This window comes from Chryseobacterium sp. KLBC 52, from assembly GCF_003347605.1.
GTDB lineage: Bacteria > Bacteroidota > Bacteroidia > Flavobacteriales > Weeksellaceae > Chryseobacterium.
In genome coordinates this window covers 127,425-147,036 of sequence record NZ_QDFZ01000012.1, presented here as the reverse complement: position 1 = coordinate 147,036, position 19,612 = coordinate 127,425, and the positions used below count along the sequence as shown (strand labels likewise).

Sequence of the window (19,612 nt, the reverse complement as noted above, 5' to 3'; positions counted from 1 at the left end):
GATGATATTAACTGATCCTGTTATTTACTCAGTTTCTTTTCTTTTTCTAACATTACCGGATAAACAGGTAGAAAATCATACGATGGATAAAACTCTGTCTTGAATCCACCCCAAGCTCCGCTTTCAAAAACCTGATTCACTTCTCTTGTGTATTCAGGTTTAAATCTTAAAGTAATAATCTGCCCTATTCCCATCACAACATTCCAGGATACAATACGGGTGTGACTTTTACTGAGCTTCTGATAAAATTTTTGCTTCATCACTCTTGCCTGGATTGAGTCCACAGGATTTTCCTGCATGTGGCGGAGGACTATGGTCACCATTACACTATCATTTGCTTTATAGGGAATGGCAGATTGATTTTGTGCCATCAAAGGCAATCCCATACTTATCCATAAAATTAAGGTCAGAAAATTTTTCATCATAATAATCCTTATAAATTAATTTAGTAATAGAGATTATCTTTATATCATTGTTTTAATCTTCAATTTTAAATTCTACCACAGCATCCAGTTTCGGATATTTAGTTGCAGAAATAAATTTCTTTCCGGTACAGTCTATTTCCAGCCAGCCTTTCTTTTGTTTCACATCGCCTACTTCCATTACAAAAGGAATAAATGAGATTTCATTTTTCCCTCCTTCTTTAAACTCTCTGTACTGAACGGCAATATCCAGTATACATTCGTGTTCTGTATTCAGCTTTACATTTCTGTAAATAACATCATAATGCGTTTCCTGGTTCTCGGGAATTTCAAGATAAGTTTCCCAGCCTGTAGTATCAGAGTTCAGTTCACTGATTGCTTTTAATGCATAATAAAGAGCAATTGTATAGTATTTTCTGGTTCCTTTCCGGGTATAATCTTCTACAAAGTGTCCGCCTTCAAATAAGATGGTTGGCATCCCTGCTTTGATAAAGTTATCTCCGGTAGAAGTCGGATAAAATTCATCAGAATATCTTCCGATCTGGTTGGGAATCATTTCTTTTAAATGGTTGTATACACTTCCAATGACTGCCATACATTTTTTTCTGTTTTCGGTAACCGTCCGTTCTACATTTTCAGAAGGTGCCAAAAAGGAAAGCGTAGCAGGATGAATTCCATCGGTAGTAAAAATGGTTCTCTGCTCATGAAGGTTTAAAGCATAATCGTATTTTTTGGAAGCAGCTGCTTTCTTCAGGAATTTAATCTCTTTACTTGCTTCGTTATGAAAATCTCTGTTCAGGTCAATATCGGCTGCATTTAATCTGGTCCATCGTTCAGATCCGTCCGGATTCAGCATGAATATAAAATCAAGCTTTATCTTACTGAATAAATCTTCTTTCATTTCGGGCACTTTATCAAGACTTACCAACAGGTCAAGCATAGCATGGGTCGCATTGGATTCATTTCCGTGCATTTGCGACCAGGCCAATACCTGAATGTTTCCGGTTCCGATGCTTAACTGATAAATAGGTTTATCTAAATAGGATGTTCCGATCTCCTGAATATAATCGCTGAGATTGGCCTGTAGATAAGAAAATAATTTTTCAGGGGAAATATAGCGATTTGAGAAATCGGGGTTTTGAGAATAGATCTGTTCAAAATTCATTGTAGGAATAGTTTACAAGAATCAAATTTAGCCATTTTTAGCCAAAATCTTAAGTTAACATTTGTAAATATCTGTAAAATCAACAAATTTACATTTGACATCTGTTTTAAAAATTGTTTACAAGGTTTAAATTATCCAAATTGAGAGTTATAAAAACAAGTTGACACTTGTAACATTATTAAACAACACTGCAGGACAATTTGTCTGTGGATAAAATTGTGGATTGCGAATAATTTAATATTAAATATTTAAAATACTAAAAGTCAGTACTTTATAAAGTTTAATTCAATTATATTTATAACAGTACTTTAAGTGTAAAAATAGGGTGTTTTTGCTATTTGAGGGTTATTTTACTAAACATAGAAATTGTGGAAAACCAGGTTGTTGAGAGGTGTATACATATGTAAAATCAAAGAAAAATCTAATGGATCTCTGAAAATTACTTAAATAATACTTTTTATCAGGAGTTTTAATCTTTGATAGAATGAGCTGTTTAACAGGAACAGTATTTTCCATTCAATTTGGCCAGATATGGGCTTAAAATGGTGTATTTACATCAGTAATTTACCAATGTAACTCTTTAAAAAGTGCTTTTATATGCGTTCTATAAGGTATTTATTGATAATTTTATTTCCGGAAACGATTTAAGTGGTTTAATAATGTATATTCTGTTTTTAAAGATATTTAATGAACAAAATAGCTCGATCGATGGGCTTAATTTACATTTTTAAACCAGTTTTTTTTTAAGAATAGTAGTCTTTTACCAGATCGAAACTATCTGTCTATAGCGCCAATGGTAGATTCATATGACAAGTAAATACAATTGTAATTTATATATAATGATTTGATTTTAAAACAATTAAAACCTTGTTACAAATGTATACAAAAGAAATTTCAAATTATTTACATTTGTATTTTGCATTTGTAAATTATATATATTACATTTGTAAAATAATTAATGACTTATTTTTATGAGTTTAAATGAAAGAATTTCCAAAATTATAGAGTATTCTCGTCTTACTCCTTCTGAGTTTGCAGATGAGATTGATGTACAGCGTTCGTCTATTTCTCATATCACATCAGGAAGAAACAAACCGTCTCTTGAATTTATCATAAAAATAAAATCCCGTTTTCCGGAACTTCTTTGGGACTGGCTGGTAACCGGTGAAGGTGAGATGCTGAAATCTCAACTGCCGGAATCAGAAATTAACGAAGAGCATACCGAAGAGGAAAAAATAAAGACAACTCCACTACCCGATCTTTTCACCATGATGAATGATGATGATGAATTTGGAAGTAATGAAACGGAAGCGGAAGCTCCAATATCAAGTCCTGGAGAATCGTTTATATCGTCCCACGATAAAGCTCCGGAAAAAATATCGGATTCTCAGCGATTAGAAAATTCGGGCGATCATATTTTAGGTCAAATATTTGGTAATCAACAAAGTAAAATAAAACGTATTGTTCTGTTCTACGAAAACGGAAAATTCGAAAGTTTTGAACCTTAAAAAAACCTGATCAAGAAAATGATCAGGTTAAAAAATATTTGAAGAAGAAAACTAAAGCTATTGCTTTATTTTATTGTAAAAAATTTTAACGGATATCAGCTGGTAGAATTTTTATCTTTTATGATCAGCTGATCCCTATTATATTTTTATAATTTTAGTTTTAATAAGAGTGATTAGTATATTGGAGAGTTACTGTCATAGGACAGAAGTGTACTGGTAAATGAGATATTGTTTTATGTTTTTTTATGGCTTTATCAAATATAACTATTTTAAATCAAATCAGCAATAAAAATCGAATTATTTTACACTATAACCAATACATCTTATTATTGTATTCATTATCATTAATTTACTGTTTCATTTGCGCCTTTTAATTCCAATAAAAAAGACCTGCAAAACTGCAGGCCCGATATATATTGTGGACAATATTTTTATTTCTTTCTTCTTTCCAATTCTTTTTTAATCAGTCCAAGTTCTCTTCCGGTTTGTCCGGCTACAGAGGTATTTTCCTGGGCTCTTCTCGTCAGATAAGGCACAACATCCTTTACAGGTCCGTATGGAAGATATTTAGCCACATTATAGCCTTTATCAGACAAATAGAAGGTAATATTATCACTCATTCCGTAAAGCTGCCCGAAATAGACGTGCGGATTGCCGTTTTCCAAAGATTTTGCTTTCATTTTATCCATAATCAACTCAGAAGAGATTTCATTATGGGTTCCAAAGAATGCTGAAACCTTATCCAGATGATCCATCACGAAGTCTATTCCTGCATTATAGTTTTTATCTGAAGCTTCTTTGGTTGGCTGAATCGGATCTGCATACCCTTTTTCTGCTGCTCTGGCTCTTTCTTTTTCCATATAAGCGCCACGTACGATCTTGTAGCCAATGAAGTAATTTTTCTCTCTTGCTCTCTGTAGGTTGGCTTCCATATACTCCAGTCTTCCTGTTCTGTACATCTGGATGGTATTCCAAACGATAGGTTTCTGCTGGTTATATTTCTCCATCATCTCTTCGCAAAGATGGTCTGCTGCATCCTGCATCCAGGTTTCTTCGGCATCTACCATTACTTTTTTATCATGTTCATGGCAAAGACTGCATACTTCATCAAATCTTTTTACGACTCTTTCCCATTCTTCTTTCTGGCTGGTAGTAAGCTCTGCTCCTTTTCCAACAGCTTCATACAGATCAATTCTTCCGAAAGCAGTAGGTTTAAATACAATAAAAGGAATCGCCGGATTTCCTACTGAAAATCTTACAATATCCTTAATTTCTTTGCAAACGGCGTCAAAGGTTTCCTCATCTTCTTTCCCTTCAATGGAGTAATCGAAAATACTTCCAACTCCTCTTTTGAACAGCTGTTTCACAACTTTCATACTTTCTTCACGGGTTTCACCACCACAGAACTGCGCAAATAAAGTATTTTTTACAATTCCGGTTACGAAAGGGAAGTTGTTGTGTACTGTGAAATTCAGAACAGATGTTCCAAGGCTTGTAAGAGCGGGCTGTTCAATCATTTTAAACATCCAGTAAGCCTTTCTCAATTGTGCATCAGACTTGTCTGCAAATGCAATTTTAGTATCATTAAAAATGGGCATTCCTATTTATTAAATTTAGTTATGCAAAGGTAATAATAACCTCAGTTTATTTAAAGAATTTTTTTACAATTTATGCTCTATTCCATTTAAAAGCATTGCGATGATTCCAACGAAAACCCAGAATCGTAATATATTCAATGTAAAGAAGTTACTTCTTCGGGAAGCGTTTAAAAGGAGATAAATGCATATGATCATAACAAAAAGCCCTCCGGCAAAATAATAAGCCATGAATCCGGTGATGCCGGTTTTTGTAATAATATTCATTGAAACTGCCATGGTAACGATCAGTAAAGAAGTCAGAATGATTTTTGTATTTCTGCTTTTAAAATAATTGGGAATCGTGGTGTATCCAAATGCTTTATCGACACTTCTGGTAAGAGTATCTTTCACAATATCAATACAGAGCAGGATAAGAAACAGAAAGACAGCCATCAGGAAAACCTTTTTGGAAAAGGTTTCGTAATACACCATCATTCCAAAGAACGGATATAAAGTGAGACTGACAAAAGTAAGATTGTTCAGGATCAGTATTCTGCTCAGCTTATGGCTGTAAAACCACATAAAGAACTGATAGACCACAAAAAATACAAATACATTGTGAGAAATCATCCAGGCTACCCCTAAAGAAATAGCACTGAGCGCCAGATAGGCATAGAGAAAATATTTCTGTTTGATGAAGCTCTGAACTCGTGTTCTGAAGGGTTTTACTACATGATCTTTCTCCAGATCGTAGAATTGGTTGATAATACCACCTGCCAGAATCGTAAGGACGGTACAAAAAATAATACCGTGAACTTTAAAATCAAAGACAAATTTTCTGAAAGATTCATCCTGATTGAACAGGAAAAAAGTAGAAACATAGAGAGCAAACGTTAACAGAGCGGCTACAAAAAAGCGTGCTCCGAGAAGAAAGCCCACGAATTGTGAAAATCTGTAGAATAGAGATTTTGAGAGATAATTTTTAGATTGGAAAGGTTCTTTTTCAGAATTCATTCCAATCTGTTTAAAATCTGTAAATCACTTCTTTTTGGAAGCCATCAAGCATTTTTTCTGCTTTTGCATAGTCTTTGGTAAATCCTAAGATATAGCCGCCTCCACCGCTACCGCACAGTTTCAGATAATAAGCGTTAGAATCCAGACCTTTTTTCCAGATGTTAAAAATACTTTCAGGAATCATAGGACGGAAATGTTCATAAGCCCAGTGAGAAAGCTTTTTAAGATTTCTGAAGAATGGATTCATGTCTTTTTTAAGGAAAGATTCGATACATGCGTTGTTATAACGGATGAACTCTTCTTTCAGGGTTTTTCGGAAACCTTCTGTTTTCATTTTTTCGAAGAAAATCTGAATCATAGGTCCTGTTTCACCAGTCATTCCGGAATCTATCAGGAAAATAGCTCCTTTTCCTTCTTCACCTTCCGGAATATCTACCCTGTCTAAATTTTCTTTATTTTCGATAAGAATTGGCAGATTCATATAACAGATCAGTGGATCCATTCCTGAACTTTTTCCATGGAAATAGCTTTCCATTTCACCGAAAACAGCTTTTAATTTTTTAAGATTATCTTTTGAAATGTTTTCAGGATTTAGTTTGCTGACTGAATATTTTTCAAAAATAGCAGCTACCAAAGCCCCGGAACTTCCTACTCCATATCCCTGAGGAATATTGGAATCAAAGAAAAGTCCGTTTGAAATATCATTTTTGAAGCTCTCGATATCCAACTTAAAGTCGTCGGAAAGGTCAAGTGCTGTAAGAAATTCAGAATATTTCTGCAGATGTCTGTTGGAATTTAGTTCAAATTCAGAACTCAGATCAGAAAATTTCAAAGTTCCTTTATAGAAGCTGTAAGGTACTACAAGCCCCTGGGAATCTTCAATCATTCCATATTCTCCAAACAGGATTATTTTTGCATAAAATAAAGGGTTGGTCATATTGACAATAAATCTTTTTGCAAAGTTAAAAATTATTCCGCTGAATATAAGCAAAACTCAGGCCGAATTGTCTTCTATTTTACTTTCTACAGTTCTTCTATTAAAAATACGAAAAAAATATGGTAAATAAATATAATTTCATAGATAAAATTCAGTGAATTACCGTAATAAAAAAGACGTTAAAAATAACGTCTTTTAATTTTATAATGTTTCTCTGTCTTTTCTCATTTTAACCTTCAGGAATCTGATTAAAACCAATCCTGCGGCGAAGAATATAGTCATGGACAATGCTGCAATACGCATATTATTGAAATGTTCGATCAATGTTGCAAAGATAAATGTTCCGATGATAATAGCAATTTTCTCCAACACATCATAGAAGCTGAAATAGGTTGTATTCTCCATTGAGTTCTCAGGAAGAAGTTTTGAGTAGGTGGATCTCGACATCGCCTGAAGACCACCCATTACCAACCCTACTACTGCAGCAACTCCATAAAACTGGTATTCTACTGTAGGATTTTCTTTATTCAGGAAATAAGCCCAAAGACAAGCTACAATCCATAGGATGATCGCAATTGAAATAACATTTTTGTTACCGATTCTTTTGGATAATCTTGAGAAAATAACGGCTCCGATAATCGCTTCAATCTGAATCACCAAAAGAGTTCCGATCAGCTTATCCTGAGCAAGATTAATTTCACTTTTTCCAAATAATGTAGCCATCAGGAAAATCGTCTGCATCCCTACACTGTAGAAGAAGAAACTTGAAAGGAAGAATTTCAGATTTCTATCTTTGAAAAGCTCGCCTCCCACTTTAAACAGTTCGTGAAAACTTTCTTTTGCAATATCTTTATAGAAGCTCAGATTATCTTTAAATACTTCAAAGAAGCCACCCTGCTCCTCATGTTTTTTGAAGATATTCTTATAGTTCAGGAGTACTAAATCTTTAGGAAGTTTATCTTTCACATCCCCAAATTGTGGAAGATGTTTGAAGGTATATTGAGAAAACCCGAACCACCATGCTCCTGTTAAAAGGAAACTGATTCTTGTGAACAATAGCTGCTGGGCTGCTCCTTTGGCAAAAACCTGAATCAATACCAAACAGATGACCACTAAAACTACAGAACCAATATATCCATATACATATCCTCTTGCAGAAAGTGCATCCTGCCTGTCTGGTGTGGCAATATCCGGAAGGAAAGAGTTATAAAAAACTAAACTTCCCCAGAAACCTACACTGGCTGTAATACTGAATAAAAGTCCTAAAAATACGTTATGCATTCCTGTAAACATGGCCAATCCCATACAGGATGTTGCACCAAGATAACAGAAAAACTGCAGGAAAGATTTTTTGTTTCCAATGGTATCCGCTAATGAAGACAAAAATGGGGACAGTAATACCACAACAAAGAATGATATGGTAAGGGAATATCCGTATACAGCATCCGGCTGATATTCTTCGCCGAAAATTTTGATCATATGCCTTACCGGAACATCAATCCATGTTTTTGTTTCCGCCACATATTCTTTTTTCTCATAAGCGGTAGTAAGGATAGAGTAATAAATGGGAAAAATGGTAGAGGTAATCACCAGGGAATAAACAGAATTTGCCCAGTCATATACAGCCCAGGCTTTCATAATTTTCGGATTATTCTTTATGTTTTTAGGCTGTCGATTCTCAGTTTCAGACATTTCAAATATATATTAGTAGCACAAAAATAGAAAAACTACGGAATATTCTACGGTTTTTACTATTATTTTGAAAATAATAATTGTAAGGCATTGAAATCATTCAGCAAAGTTTTAATCTTACTGTATACTTTATAGAGTCTGAAACACCTCCGTCTATATTGGTAAATGATGTATTGATGAGTCTGAATGATGATTGAAGTTAGTATCATTCTATTCTGTAACAAAAAAAATCGGGGTACAAAGACCCCGATTTTTTATATCTTAAACACAACATGTGTTTGTATGTGTCAATTATAAGTTTTCAATTACAATTGCAGAAGCACCACCACCACCATTACAGATCGCAGCAGCTCCGTATTTCGCATTATTTTGCTTCAATACGTTGATTAATGTAACGATGATTCTTGAACCTGAACTTCCCAGTGGATGCCCTAATGCTACAGCACCTCCGTTTACGTTTACTTTCGCAGCATCCAATCCTAAGATTTTGTTGTTAGCTAATCCTACTACTGAAAACGCTTCATTGAATTCGAAGAAATCGATATCAGAAACTTCTAATCCTGCTTTTTTAAGAGCGATTGGTAACGCTTTTGCCGGAGCAGTTGTAAAGTTTTCAGGCTCGTGTGCTGCATCAGCATAAGAAACGATTTTTGCCAGAGGCTTCAATCCCAGTTCTTCCATTTTTTCTTTGGAAACAAGGATTAATGCAGAAGCACCGTCATTCAAAGTAGATGCGTTTGCTGCAGTTACTGTTCCTTCTTCTTTTTTGAATACCGTTGGAAGTGTTGAAATTCTGTCAAAGTTTACTGCTTTGTATTCTTCATCTTCAGCAAAGATAACTGGTTCGCCTTTTCTCTGAGGAATAGAAACCGGTACAATTTCTTCGTTGAATTTACCTTCGCTCCAGGCTTTTGCAGACCTTTTGTAAGATTCTACAGCGAAGTTATCCTGATCTTCTCTTGTAATATTATAGTCTACCGCACATTTTTCTGCGCATACTCCCATATGTACTTTGTTGTATACGTCTGTAAGACCGTCAAGTACCATTCCGTCAAGCATTTTGATATCGCCTAATTTTGTAGCCACTCTTGCATTGTAATAATGAGGAACTAAAGACATATTCTCCATACCTCCGGCAACAATTACGTCAGCATCACCAGCTTTGATCGCCTGAGCTGCCATTGTTACAGCCTTCATTCCTGAAGCACAAACTTTATTTACTGTAGTAGAAGGTGTATTGATTGAAAGACCTGCTCCTAATGCAACCTGACGAGCCGGCGCCTGGCCTTCTCCTGCCTGAAGAACATTTCCCATATAGATTTCCTGAACATGATTAGGATCTAAACCAATTTTATCTAATGCTCCTTTTACGGCAGTTGCTCCCAGTTTTGTAGCCGGAACTGTTGATAAGCTTCCCATAAAACTCCCCATAGGTGTTCTTACTGCGGAAACAATGAATACTTCTTTCATGTATATAATTTTTATTTAGCTGAAACGGAATAAAGATTCCATTTTTATAGTTAGAATTTATTTTACTTTTACGTATACCAGATCAAACTGAGTCCCTTCAATTTTGGTATTCACTTTCAGAAGATTATCCTGAGTGGCTACTATTTTATTATTGAAGACATCTCCTATCTGTGCGGGATCATTTTTATCGGACTTCTCCATCACGATTGCTTTATAATTGCAGTCGTCCACAAAAACCAATGTCGATTTGATATAGTCTTTTCCATTATTGAAATATTCAGTTTGAATATTATCTTTAATGGTCATATACCATATTGCTTCAGGGTAATTGGGTCTTGTAAACTTCCCTTCTTTTATATTCGCACATTTAGGCGGATTATCCGGTTTTTTCTGTTCTGCTGCCTGAGCGTGAATCTGTGTTGCTGCGGTCAACAAAATACCTGCTGAAAATATTTTTAAGAAGTTCATATCTATATTTGTGTTCTGTTGTTAACTTTTTTATTTCCTCCGGCAAAAACCATCAGAAAAGCACCTAAAAACTCAACTGCCCAACCCCATTTCAGCTTAACGATTCCTGCAAAAGTTTCCTGCCAGGATTTGAATGGTAAAAAGCTAAAGTATTGAAGCGATTGCATTTTTACAGCCACTAAGGTAAATCCGAATAAAAGAATAAGCAGAATACCAAAAAACCTTACAATTTTGGCACTGTTATTTACAATTCCAAAAACGGCACAAGCAGAAAAAATCCAGCATGCTATAGCCAGATAATGATCAAGCTTCCAATAGTTCCAGTTCCCGATGACAGGCACGTGTACCAAGGGTAAAAAGCTGCCTACGATTACTAATAGTAATCCTAATAACTGAATATTTTTCATATTTACTAAAGTGCCAAAATACAAAAAAAAACACACTTTTAAAGAGTGTGTTTTAAAAATAGAAATTCCGTACCCGAACACTTGTTAGACATAAAAAAGAGTCGGTATTTTTAATTATTATTTAAATAAAAGTAAAATTTGTTGTCAAATTAAAAATCAACATTCCGTATTTATAATCGATCTGAAGTCTATATTTTTCTTCAGCGAAGCAATATTTGATAAAAGTATATTTGAATATAAAAAAATTGCATCTTTTTTCAAAAATGCAATTTAATATCTTAATAAAAATAAGTTTCAATTAATGTTTCACTGAGGATACATCTTCCGGGTTATGTTTATGCTTAAACAGTAAAGCAAAGAAAACTGCCAGTATTAATGCATAGATTGCGAAAGAAAGCCATATCTGCTGCCAGTCTTTTACCATCACGACAGAGGAAAGTGTTCCATCTGTATTAACAGCTGCGTTGAAGCTGTTCTTTAAAATGCTCAGGAAAGTAGGATTATCAGGTGTTGTTTCCAGATAAGCAGACAAATCTGAAGCTGTAGAAAACTTATGAGTAAAGAACTTATCAATAGCCCATCCTGCGGCATAACTTCCGAAAACTGCTCCAAAACCGTTCGTCATCATCATGAATAATCCCTGAGCTGAAGAACGTATTTTTTTGTCGGTAGTTGTTTCTACGAAAAGCGATCCTGAGATATTAAAGAAATCGAAAGCCATACCATACACGATACATGAAAGAATGATTAACGAAAGTCCGAATCCGTCCGGCACTCCATACGCAAAGAATCCAAATCTTAAAACCCAAGCCAGCATAGACATCAGCATTACTTTTTTAATTCCGAATTTCTTCAGGAAAAAAGGAATTGCCAAAATAAAGAGGGTTTCTGAAACCTGGGAAATTGACATAATGATGGTAGATCTCTGTACCACGAATGAGTCTGCATATTTAGGGAAATTGGCAAATTCACTTAAAAATACGTCTCCATAGGCATTGGTAAGTTGAAGTGCAGCTCCCAAAAGCATTGAAAACATAAAGAATAATGCCATTTTATAGTTTCCAAAAAGCTTAAATGCATTTAAGCCTAATTGCTCTGATAACGGCGAATTTTTGTCAATAAGTTTTTGTGGGGGGCATTTTGGAAGTGTAAGGGCATAAATTCCTAAGAAAATTGCTACAACACCTCCGATATAGAACTGACCTTCTGTTGCTTTATTTCCACTAAGATTGGTAATCCACATGGCTACAATAAAACCAATAGTTCCCCATACACGAATGGGTGGGAAGTCTTTCACCACATCCAGATTATTATTTTTCAGGATTGTATAAGAAATTGAATTGGCCAATGCGATGGTAGGCATGTAGAAACACATGGCCACGAGCATTACCGAAAAGAAGGAATTCGGATCTGCAGAATGAGGCAGTATAAAAAGAATAACCCCATAAAGAATATGTAATACTGAAAATATGCGCTCCGCATTTACCCAACGGTCAGCGATAATTCCAGTAATGGTTGGCATAAAGATGGAAGCAATTCCCATTGTTCCGAACACAGCTCCAAACTGAGTTCCTTCCCAATGTTTTGTACCAAACCAGAAGTTTGCCATCGTAATCAGCCAGGCTCCCCAAACGAAAAACTGGAGAAAACTGAGGATGGTCAGTCGTAATTTTAAATTCATAGTTTATATAAAAAGTATCTCTTTAGTCAATTTTCTTTTTCCTCCTCTTGATTTCTTCCTGGATTTCAAGGGCGGTATCATAGTCTTCTTCTTTAACGGCTTCATCTAATAATTTCTGAAGCTCTTCCATAGAAAGAGATTTTAAGTTATCTTCTGTCTGTACAGTTTCTGAGAAAGATTGATCTTCTTTTGAAACATCTTCCAGTTCCAGTAAAATTCCGGCTTCATTTAAAACCTGCTGTGTTGTAAATATGGGCGCGTCAAATCTTACGGCCATGGCAACAGCATCGGAAGTTCTGGCATCAAGGATCAGTTCTTCTTCTGTTACTTTATTTTTAAAGTTGATATTGGAGAAGAAAACTCCGTCTACAATCTGATAGATGATGACGGAAATCAGCTCATAATTGGCAGAAACTATAAATTTTGTAAATAAATCATGAGTAAGAGGACGCGGTGGATGAATATCTTTTTCCAGTCCAAGAGAGATAGACTGGGCTTCGAAATTTCCTATAACAACAGGTAATTTTATGTGTGTTTCTTCATGTTCCAGTAACAATGCGTACGCCCCCGACTGGGTCTGGCTGTACGATATTCCGCGAATAATTAGCTGCTTATAATCCATAGCACAAATATAGATTAATTTTTTATTGTGTTTTCACTTTTTTACGCAAAAATAAAAGCCCGGAAAGCCGAGCTTTTATCTGTATTGTTGATGATTGTCAAACGTCAATAGTAAATTTTGCTACGCAAGTGAATTATTTAATTAAAAAATTGACGAGCGAAGCGAATTGACTATTCACAATTCACTTTCTTATCCTTTAATTGCTTTAATTTTCTCTGTTAGTGCAGGAATAATCTGGAAAGCATCTCCTACTACTCCGTAGTCAGCAGACTTGAAGAACGGTGCTTCAGGATCACTGTTGATTACTACGATAGTTTTTGAAGAGTTAACTCCGGCAAGGTGCTGAATCGCTCCTGAAATCCCTACAGCAATGTAAAGATTCGGAGAAATTGCTTTACCTGTTTGTCCTACGTGTTCTGTGTGAGGTCTCCATCCGATATCAGAAACCGGTTTAGAACATGCTGTAGCTGCTCCTAAAACGTTTGCCAGATCTTCGATCATTCCCCAGTTTTCAGGTCCTTTCATCCCTCTACCAGCAGAAACAACAACTTCAGCTTCTTTAAGGTCTAATTTACCTGAACTCTGCTCGTGAGAAATCACCTTAGTATCTTCATTGGCAACAGATAAGTTTTTCACTTCTTCTGAACCTGATACTGCGTTTTCTTTAACACCGAAAGCGTTTTGAGAAACAGTAACAATTACTCCGTTTCCTTCTGCTTTTGCATGCATGAAACCTTTTCCGGAGAATGCTCTTCTTTTTACCTGGAAAGGAGAAAGGCTTTCAGGAGCTTCCAATGCATTAGTAATTAAAGAATAGTTCTTCATTACCGCAAGCATAGGAGCAATAGAAGAAGCATCAGTAGTGTGAGGGAAAACGATGATATTTCCGTCTGCTACTTCACTTACAGCCTGAGCAAATGCTTTTGCTGAGAAATTTTTAAGACCTTCGTCTTTGATATTGATTACATTTGATGCTCCATATTTGTATAATAAATCTGAAGAATCTGTTGGGTTTACAGAGATTGCGGTAACGGTATCTCCTGCTTTATCAGCGATAGCTTTAGCATAAGAAACTGCTTCAAAAGCTGCTTTTTTGTAAACTCCGTTTATATTTTCTGCGTATACGAATACTGCCATTTCTAATTTGTTTAAGGTTTAACGTCCAGGATTCAAGGTTATCCAATTCTGAATAGTGATGAAATTCAGATTATGTCTGGTAACATCAATTTTATCCTGAATCTTTTTACTTTTTACTTGATTCTTATTAAATTACTTTAGCTTCTTCGTGAAGTAATCTTACCAATTCATCAAGATTATCAGGAGAAACCATTTTCACAGCAGCTCTTGGCGGAACGCTGTCATAAGATACTCCCTGAACTTTTACTTCTGAAGAAGAAGGTTCTACTACCTGCAAAGGTTTTGTTCTTGCAGACATAATTCCTCTCATATTCGGGATGATAAGATCTTTCTCATCTACCAATCCTTTCTGACCTGCAATAATTGCCGGTAATTTTACAGAAATAGTTTCTTTTCCACCTTCAATTTCTCTTACTGCAGTAGCTTCGCTTCCGTTAACGTCTAATCCTACTGAAGCATTTACGAAAGGTTGATTTAATAACTGAGCGACCATTCCAGGAACAGAACCTCCGTTATAATCGATAGATTCTTTTCCGCAAAGGATAAGATCATATCCTCCGTTTTGAGCTACAGCTGCAATTTCTTTTGCTGTAGAATAGCTGTCTTTTGGATCAAGATTTACTCTTACTGCATCGTTAGCACCAATTGCCAAAGCTTTTCTGATTACAGGTTCTGTAGCAGCATCCCCTACGTTGATTACTGTTACTGTTGCTCCCTGAGATTCCTGAAGTTTAACCGCTTTTGTCAACGCAAATTCGTCTAGAGGATTAATTACCCACTGAATTCCGTTTTTGTCGAAAGCAGATTTGTCTGCTGTAAAGTTAATTTTGGAAGTAGTATCCGGAACACTACTAATACAAACTAATATTTTCATATGTTGTTCTTAATTTTTTATTGGTCATATGTAACCTTAAGGTTTCATGTGTCTATTTTATTTTTTCCCTTTTGACGCATAAAATCATGACAGTTTATGCAGAGATTTTGTTTGAATTAATTTTTGCTAATATAAATAAAAAATATATTATGCATGCATAATACTTATTAAATTATTATTCAATACATTAGATGTAGTTACTTAGCTGGTTTTGTTGCCCTAAACTCTATTTTACTTGGCAAAACTCTTGGATTCATCTTTAAAATATCCAATATAAGATTCCCCATATCTTCAGGCTGGATCTTCCAACTGTCCTTTTCAGACGGAATATTTCCGTTAAAATGAGTGGCTACAGATCCCGGCATAATCACCGTAGACTTAATATTGTATTTTCTTAAATCGATCATGGCGGCCTGTGTGAAACCTACCACTCCGAATTTTGAAGCGTTGTAACCTGTACCATTTTCAAAGAAATTTGCTCCTGCGAGACTGGAAATGGTAATATAGTACCCTTCTGTCTTTTTGAGTTCTTCCACAGAGGCTTTTAAGGTATAAAAAACGCCCGTAAGATTCGTTTCTATCATATCGTTCCACTCCTCTGCCGTCAACTCATCTACAGGCTTAAAAATACCCAATCCAGCATTCGCAATGATATAATCCAGTCTTCCGAATTTTTCAACGGTATATTTTACAGCTTCCTGCTCGCTTTCCAGGCTTCTTACATCAGAAACAATCCCCAAAACATTTTCTGAATATTGCTTAAGTTCTTCTTCCGCCTTCATCACATCTTCTCTTTTTCTTCCTGAAAATGCTACAGAAATGCCATTTTCAAGTAAAATTTTCGCAATCCCGAAACCTATTCCTTTGGTTCCTCCTGTTATATAAGCTGTTTTATTATCTGACATATGATTAAAATTTTTAATTCTCTAAAATAACAAAAACGCTCCAATTGGAGCGTTTTGCTGATCCTAAGATTTATCAGTAATTATTTTTTGATGAACTTCTCTGTGAAGTTTCTTCCTTCTGTTTCTATATTCAGTAAATAAGCTCCGGAAGACAGGTTTCTAACATTTACCTGATCTCCGTTTAACGTTACATCCACTTTCTTTCCGGACATATCATATGCTTCAACATGTTTGATTTTGTTAGGCGTTGTGATTTTTATCACATCAGTAGCCGGATTTGGATAAATAGATAGTTTTACGTCATTTTTAACGGCGTCTTTGGTAGACAAGGCTCCTTCATTATTGATTTTGATATTATCAATATAGGCAGAACCTCCATAGTTATCGTGTACAAAATCCATTCTGTTAATATTATTATTACTGAACGGCTGTCCTGTATAGATCAGAGCATCATTCAGGTAATATTGGATTCCTGTAGCCGTAGAAACTATTTTTACCCTGTACCATGTATTGGCATTCCATGTTTGATTGGTATTGACTAAATTATTTGAACCCGCTGTTGCAATCAGAATGCTTCCATCATAAGAAAAATCAATATAAGTAACAATTCCTCCTGTTCCTACGGTATTTACTGTTCTAAAAACGAAATCTGAGCTTGATGTGCTTTTTTGGGTAAGTCTTACATCAAATGATTGGGTAAAGCTATTGTATGTTAATGGTGTAGTGAAGGTATAGAAACCTCCCATTACAGGGCTCTGCTGTGGCCCGTAAGGTGCGTCTGTAGTTATTTTAAAACTATTTGACCCCTGGCTTGCCATTTCAGCTGATACCAGTTGGCTTGTCAGGTATACCGGTGGTAATCCTCCATCATTGGTAGTAACCCAGCCCTGCTGCCCGTTAATGTTTCCTGCAGTATATCCTTCACTGGCTTCAAAAGAAATAGTTTGTTGAGCAAAAGATGAGATTGAGATCAACGAAATTGCGAAAATGTAAAGTTTCTTCATGATATTTTTTTAGTTCCAAGCAAATATATACGTTTTAAATCTAAAAAGCAAAACATATGAATATTTTACACATATTAACAAATTAACATAATATTTTTAATCAAAATTAATAAAGATATTAAATCTAAGAATAAATAACAATTCCGAAAAATCATCCATAAATACATTAAAGCACCTAAAAGAGCATATGTTTCCACTGACAGGAAAATATTTATTTAATGAGGACTTTTTCAGTAAAATTTCTTTCTTCAGTTTTTATATTAACCATATACACTCCTGTGGCTAAGCCTTTTACCTCTATTTTATCGTGATTTATTTCAGTCCTTATCAGCTTACCTGTTTCGTCATAGAGCTCTATACTTTTTACTTTGGCAGCAGCATTAATATGGATAAAATCAGTTGCAGGATTAGGATAAAGAGATATTTTTGCGGCATTTGCACTGGAATCCTGAACACCCATTGTTCCCAGCTCGCTATTAATTTTAATATGATCAATATAAGCTGATCCCAACGAATTATTATGAACAAAACGAAGCTGGTTTATATTCAAGGAACTTGCTGCTGTACCCGTATAGATCAGTACATCATTAAGGTAGTATCTGACATCTGTGGCACTTCCTACAACTTTTAACCGATACCAGGTATTCGGCAACCAGGCTGAGGGTGCAGAAATAAGATTTTGTAGGCCGGACAAAAGATCCAGGATCTTTACCGACCCGGTTTTTCTGAAATCCAGTCTTACGACAAACTGATCATCCATATTGTTTACAGCCTGAAAACCAAAATCAGAACCGTTGAGCTGTGACATATTGATATCGAATGATACAGAAAAATTATTGTAAGCAAGAGGAGCGGACATGTTATAAAAACCTCCGATGATTGGCTCAGCCTGCGTTCCATACGTACTTTCTTTAACAATTCTCAGGGAACGGCTTCCATCACTGGCTTTATCTGAACTGATGGTTTGATGGGTAACATTTTCCGGTACCCCGCCTGTGGGAGTACTGATCCAGCCTGCCTGTCCATTGATATCTCCAACGTTGAACCCTTCAATAGGCTCAAAAGATATGACCTGTTGGGCGAAAATACTTAGTGATGATAGTAAAAATGCAATTGAGTAGTATTTTTTCATAGTAAATCAAGTTTTGTATTAAAAATATAAACTTTCAATGAATAGTGAAATAACTTATTGCAAATAAAAATTAACCCTTTTATTTTCAGTGAATTTAATTTTTAAAATTCTTAAAAAGGCTTTGCCGGCAGTTGATAACAGAATAATATAAAGCAAAAAAATAAGGTATTTCTTTCCAGAAATACCTTATGATGTCGTAATATTGATCAATTATTTTGAATAATTCTCAAAGAATAACGGAATACTTTCAATCCCTTTATAGAAGTTGAATAATCCATAATGCTCGTTTGGAGAGTGGATCGCATCAGAATCCAATCCGAAGCCCATCAATACAGACTTAGCTCCTAAAACCTGCTCAAACATAGCTGTAATCGGAATACTTCCTCCTCCTCTGTATGGAAGAACTTCTTTTCCGAATGCTGATTCCATCGCTTGTTTTGCTGCTGCAAATTCTTTGGTATCCGTTGGTAAAACATAAGGCATACCTCCGTGGTGAGGAGTAACTTTAACTTTTACCGTATCCGGAGCAATCTTTTCGAAATATTTTGTGAATTTCTCTGTAATTTCCTGAGGAGTCTGATAAGGAACCAGACGCATTGAAATTTTAGCAAAAGCTTTTGAAGGAATTACTGTTTTTGCTCCTTCTCCTGTATAACCGCCCCAGATTCCGTTGCAGTCTAAAGTAGGACGGATAGAAGTTCTTTCTAAAGTTGTATATCCTTTTTCACCTTCGATATTACCTAATCCGATTGATTTCTTGAATTCTTCCGGGTTGTCTTTCAATTTGTTCATATCAGCTCTTTCAGCATCTGAAACAGTTTCAACATTGTCGTAGAATCCATCAATGGTGATATGACCGTTTTCATCAATCAGATTAGCGATCATTCTTGAAAGTACGTGAATAGGGTTCGGAACCGCTCCACCATAAAGCCCTGAATGCAGGTCTCTGTTTGGACCTTCCACTTCTACTTCTACATAGCTTAAACCTCTTAAACCAGTTGTTACAGTAGGTTGTTCGTTGCTGTAGATATGTGTATCAGAAATTAAGATACAATCGCAGGCTAATTTCTCCTTATTCTCGTTTACCCAGTCTCCTAAGCTTACAGATCCTACCTCTTCTTCTCCTTCTAAGATAAATTTAACATTGCAAGGAAGAGCATTGGTTTTCATCATTGCTTCAAAAGCTTTCAAATGCATAAAGAACTGTCCTTTATCATCAGCAGAACCTCTTGCGAAGATAGCTCCTTCAGGATGTAATTCAGTTTTTTCAATATAAGGCTCAAAAGGTGGCTTCGTCCATAATTCCAACGGATCTGCCGGCTGAACATCATAGTGTCCGTATACCAAAACTGTAGGTAAGCTTTTATCTAAAATTTTCTCCCCGAAAACAATTGGATATCCTTTTGTGCTGCAAACTTCCACATTATCAGCGCCTGCATTTTTAAGGTGTGCCGCCACTACATCTGCACATTTCAAAACGTCATCTTTATACGCCGGATCTGCAGAAATAGAAGGAATTCTCAATAACTCAAATAATTCATCCACGAAACGCTGTTTGTTTTCGTTAATGTAATTTAATGTCTCTTGCATTGTAAAA

At 35.5% G+C, this 19,612-nt stretch carries 18 protein-coding genes; 1 reads left to right on the top strand and 17 read right to left on the bottom strand.

Annotated elements, in window-relative coordinates:
* Window positions 1-20: 20 nt before the first annotated feature.
* Together DDF69_RS14220 and DDF69_RS14215 are read right to left on the bottom strand one after the other, a co-directional pair.
* The gene (locus DDF69_RS14220; protein ID WP_228412002.1) at window positions 21-425 is read right to left on the bottom strand and encodes a hypothetical protein; all 405 of its coding nucleotides are present in this window, start codon (window positions 423-425) and stop codon (window positions 21-23) included.
* A gap of 52 nt (window positions 426-477) precedes the next feature.
* Window positions 478-1,587, bottom strand: coding sequence for a M14 family zinc carboxypeptidase (locus DDF69_RS14215; RefSeq protein ID WP_114821358.1), 1,110 nt, complete (start codon window positions 1,585-1,587; stop codon window positions 478-480).
* 971 nt (window positions 1,588-2,558) lie between these two features.
* Here DDF69_RS14215 and DDF69_RS14210 point away from each other — a divergent pair.
* Window positions 2,559-3,095 (top strand): helix-turn-helix transcriptional regulator, encoded by a 537-nt coding sequence (locus tag DDF69_RS14210; RefSeq protein WP_114821357.1) that lies wholly within the window; start codon window positions 2,559-2,561, stop codon window positions 3,093-3,095.
* A 431-nt stretch (window positions 3,096-3,526) separates the two neighbouring features.
* Here the strand turns inward: DDF69_RS14210 and DDF69_RS14205 are convergent, their stop codons facing one another.
* From DDF69_RS14205 to DDF69_RS14135, 15 genes are all read right to left on the bottom strand, one after another.
* Entirely contained in the window at window positions 3,527-4,693 is a 1,167-nt protein-coding gene (locus DDF69_RS14205) for a proline dehydrogenase family protein (protein ID WP_062674965.1), read from the bottom strand.
* 63 nt (window positions 4,694-4,756) lie between these two features.
* Window positions 4,757-5,686 carry a UbiA family prenyltransferase gene (locus DDF69_RS14200; protein WP_114821356.1) on the bottom strand — a complete coding sequence of 310 codons (930 nt, stop codon included), beginning with the start codon at window positions 5,684-5,686 and terminating at the stop codon, window positions 4,757-4,759.
* Between the two features lie 10 nt (window positions 5,687-5,696).
* Window positions 5,697-6,623: a mevalonate kinase gene (locus DDF69_RS14195; RefSeq protein WP_062674970.1), complete on the bottom strand. Its 927-nt coding sequence runs from the start codon at window positions 6,621-6,623 to the stop codon at window positions 5,697-5,699.
* 201 nt (window positions 6,624-6,824) lie between these two features.
* Window positions 6,825-8,315 (bottom strand): MFS transporter, encoded by a 1,491-nt coding sequence (locus DDF69_RS14190; protein WP_114821355.1) that lies wholly within the window; start codon window positions 8,313-8,315, stop codon window positions 6,825-6,827.
* 291 nt (window positions 8,316-8,606) lie between these two features.
* Window positions 8,607-9,785 carry an acetyl-CoA C-acyltransferase gene (locus DDF69_RS14185; RefSeq protein WP_079241852.1) on the bottom strand — a complete coding sequence of 393 codons (1,179 nt, stop codon included), beginning with the start codon at window positions 9,783-9,785 and terminating at the stop codon, window positions 8,607-8,609.
* 57 nt (window positions 9,786-9,842) lie between these two features.
* Window positions 9,843-10,253 carry a hypothetical protein gene (locus tag DDF69_RS14180; RefSeq protein WP_114821354.1) on the bottom strand — a complete coding sequence of 137 codons (411 nt, stop codon included), beginning with the start codon at window positions 10,251-10,253 and terminating at the stop codon, window positions 9,843-9,845.
* Between the two features lie 2 nt (window positions 10,254-10,255).
* Window positions 10,256-10,660, bottom strand: a complete 405-nt coding sequence (locus DDF69_RS14175) for a hypothetical protein (RefSeq protein WP_110010253.1) — start codon at window positions 10,658-10,660, stop codon at window positions 10,256-10,258.
* Between the two features lie 298 nt (window positions 10,661-10,958).
* Window positions 10,959-12,341, bottom strand: a complete 1,383-nt coding sequence (locus tag DDF69_RS14170; RefSeq protein ID WP_114821353.1) for a nucleoside permease — start codon at window positions 12,339-12,341, stop codon at window positions 10,959-10,961.
* Window positions 12,342-12,363: 22 nt separating this feature from the next.
* A complete protein-coding gene (locus tag DDF69_RS14165; protein ID WP_034697639.1) occupies window positions 12,364-12,963 on the bottom strand; it encodes a bifunctional nuclease family protein in 600 nt (199 codons plus the stop codon).
* Between the two features lie 189 nt (window positions 12,964-13,152).
* Window positions 13,153-14,100, bottom strand: coding sequence for an electron transfer flavoprotein subunit alpha/FixB family protein (locus tag DDF69_RS14160; RefSeq protein ID WP_047429869.1), 948 nt, complete (start codon window positions 14,098-14,100; stop codon window positions 13,153-13,155).
* A 127-nt stretch (window positions 14,101-14,227) separates the two neighbouring features.
* Window positions 14,228-14,974 carry an electron transfer flavoprotein subunit beta/FixA family protein gene (locus tag DDF69_RS14155; RefSeq protein ID WP_034697635.1) on the bottom strand — a complete coding sequence of 249 codons (747 nt, stop codon included), beginning with the start codon at window positions 14,972-14,974 and terminating at the stop codon, window positions 14,228-14,230.
* Window positions 14,975-15,171: 197 nt separating this feature from the next.
* Window positions 15,172-15,879 (bottom strand): SDR family oxidoreductase, encoded by a 708-nt coding sequence (locus DDF69_RS14150; protein WP_079241856.1) that lies wholly within the window; start codon window positions 15,877-15,879, stop codon window positions 15,172-15,174.
* Between the two features lie 80 nt (window positions 15,880-15,959).
* Window positions 15,960-16,883, bottom strand: a complete 924-nt coding sequence (locus tag DDF69_RS14145; protein WP_114821352.1) for a T9SS type A sorting domain-containing protein — start codon at window positions 16,881-16,883, stop codon at window positions 15,960-15,962.
* Window positions 16,884-17,094: 211 nt separating this feature from the next.
* Window positions 17,095-18,015, bottom strand: coding sequence for a T9SS type A sorting domain-containing protein (locus tag DDF69_RS14140; protein WP_114821351.1), 921 nt, complete (start codon window positions 18,013-18,015; stop codon window positions 17,095-17,097).
* A gap of 210 nt (window positions 18,016-18,225) precedes the next feature.
* On the bottom strand, window positions 18,226-19,605 hold the full coding sequence (locus DDF69_RS14135; RefSeq protein WP_114821350.1) for a dipeptidase: 1,380 nt from the start codon (window positions 19,603-19,605) through the stop codon (window positions 18,226-18,228).
* Window positions 19,606-19,612 lie beyond the last annotated feature (7 nt).

Excerpts from the sequence above, each read along its gene's own strand:
- DDF69_RS14215 (WP_114821358.1), bottom strand. The coding sequence starts at position 1,587 with ATGAATTTTGAACAGATCTATTCTCAAAACCCCGATTTCTCAAATCGC.
- DDF69_RS14170 (WP_114821353.1), bottom strand. The coding sequence starts at position 12,341 with ATGAATTTAAAATTACGACTGACCATCCTCAGTTTTCTCCAGTTTTTC.
- DDF69_RS14135 (WP_114821350.1), bottom strand. The coding sequence starts at position 19,605 with ATGCAAGAGACATTAAATTACATTAACGAAAACAAACAGCGTTTCGTG.
- DDF69_RS14180 (WP_114821354.1), bottom strand. The coding sequence starts at position 10,253 with ATGAACTTCTTAAAAATATTTTCAGCAGGTATTTTGTTGACCGCAGCA.
- DDF69_RS14140 (WP_114821351.1), bottom strand. The coding sequence starts at position 18,015 with ATGAAAAAATACTACTCAATTGCATTTTTACTATCATCACTAAGTATT.
- DDF69_RS14195 (WP_062674970.1), bottom strand. The coding sequence starts at position 6,623 with ATGACCAACCCTTTATTTTATGCAAAAATAATCCTGTTTGGAGAATAT.
- DDF69_RS14200 (WP_114821356.1), bottom strand. The coding sequence starts at position 5,686 with ATGAATTCTGAAAAAGAACCTTTCCAATCTAAAAATTATCTCTCAAAA.
- DDF69_RS14160 (WP_047429869.1), bottom strand. The coding sequence starts at position 14,100 with ATGGCAGTATTCGTATACGCAGAAAATATAAACGGAGTTTACAAAAAA.
- DDF69_RS14185 (WP_079241852.1), bottom strand. The coding sequence starts at position 9,785 with ATGAAAGAAGTATTCATTGTTTCCGCAGTAAGAACACCTATGGGGAGT.
- DDF69_RS14220 (WP_228412002.1), bottom strand. The coding sequence starts at position 425 with ATGATGAAAAATTTTCTGACCTTAATTTTATGGATAAGTATGGGATTG.
- DDF69_RS14175 (WP_110010253.1), bottom strand. The coding sequence starts at position 10,660 with ATGAAAAATATTCAGTTATTAGGATTACTATTAGTAATCGTAGGCAGC.
- DDF69_RS14145 (WP_114821352.1), bottom strand. The coding sequence starts at position 16,883 with ATGAAGAAACTTTACATTTTCGCAATTTCGTTGATCTCAATCTCATCT.
- DDF69_RS14205 (WP_062674965.1), bottom strand. The coding sequence starts at position 4,693 with ATGCCCATTTTTAATGATACTAAAATTGCATTTGCAGACAAGTCTGAT.
- DDF69_RS14150 (WP_079241856.1), bottom strand. The coding sequence starts at position 15,879 with ATGTCAGATAATAAAACAGCTTATATAACAGGAGGAACCAAAGGAATA.
- DDF69_RS14210 (WP_114821357.1), top strand. The coding sequence starts at position 2,559 with ATGAGTTTAAATGAAAGAATTTCCAAAATTATAGAGTATTCTCGTCTT.
- DDF69_RS14190 (WP_114821355.1), bottom strand. The coding sequence starts at position 8,315 with ATGTCTGAAACTGAGAATCGACAGCCTAAAAACATAAAGAATAATCCG.
- DDF69_RS14165 (WP_034697639.1), bottom strand. The coding sequence starts at position 12,963 with ATGGATTATAAGCAGCTAATTATTCGCGGAATATCGTACAGCCAGACC.
- DDF69_RS14155 (WP_034697635.1), bottom strand. The coding sequence starts at position 14,974 with ATGAAAATATTAGTTTGTATTAGTAGTGTTCCGGATACTACTTCCAAA.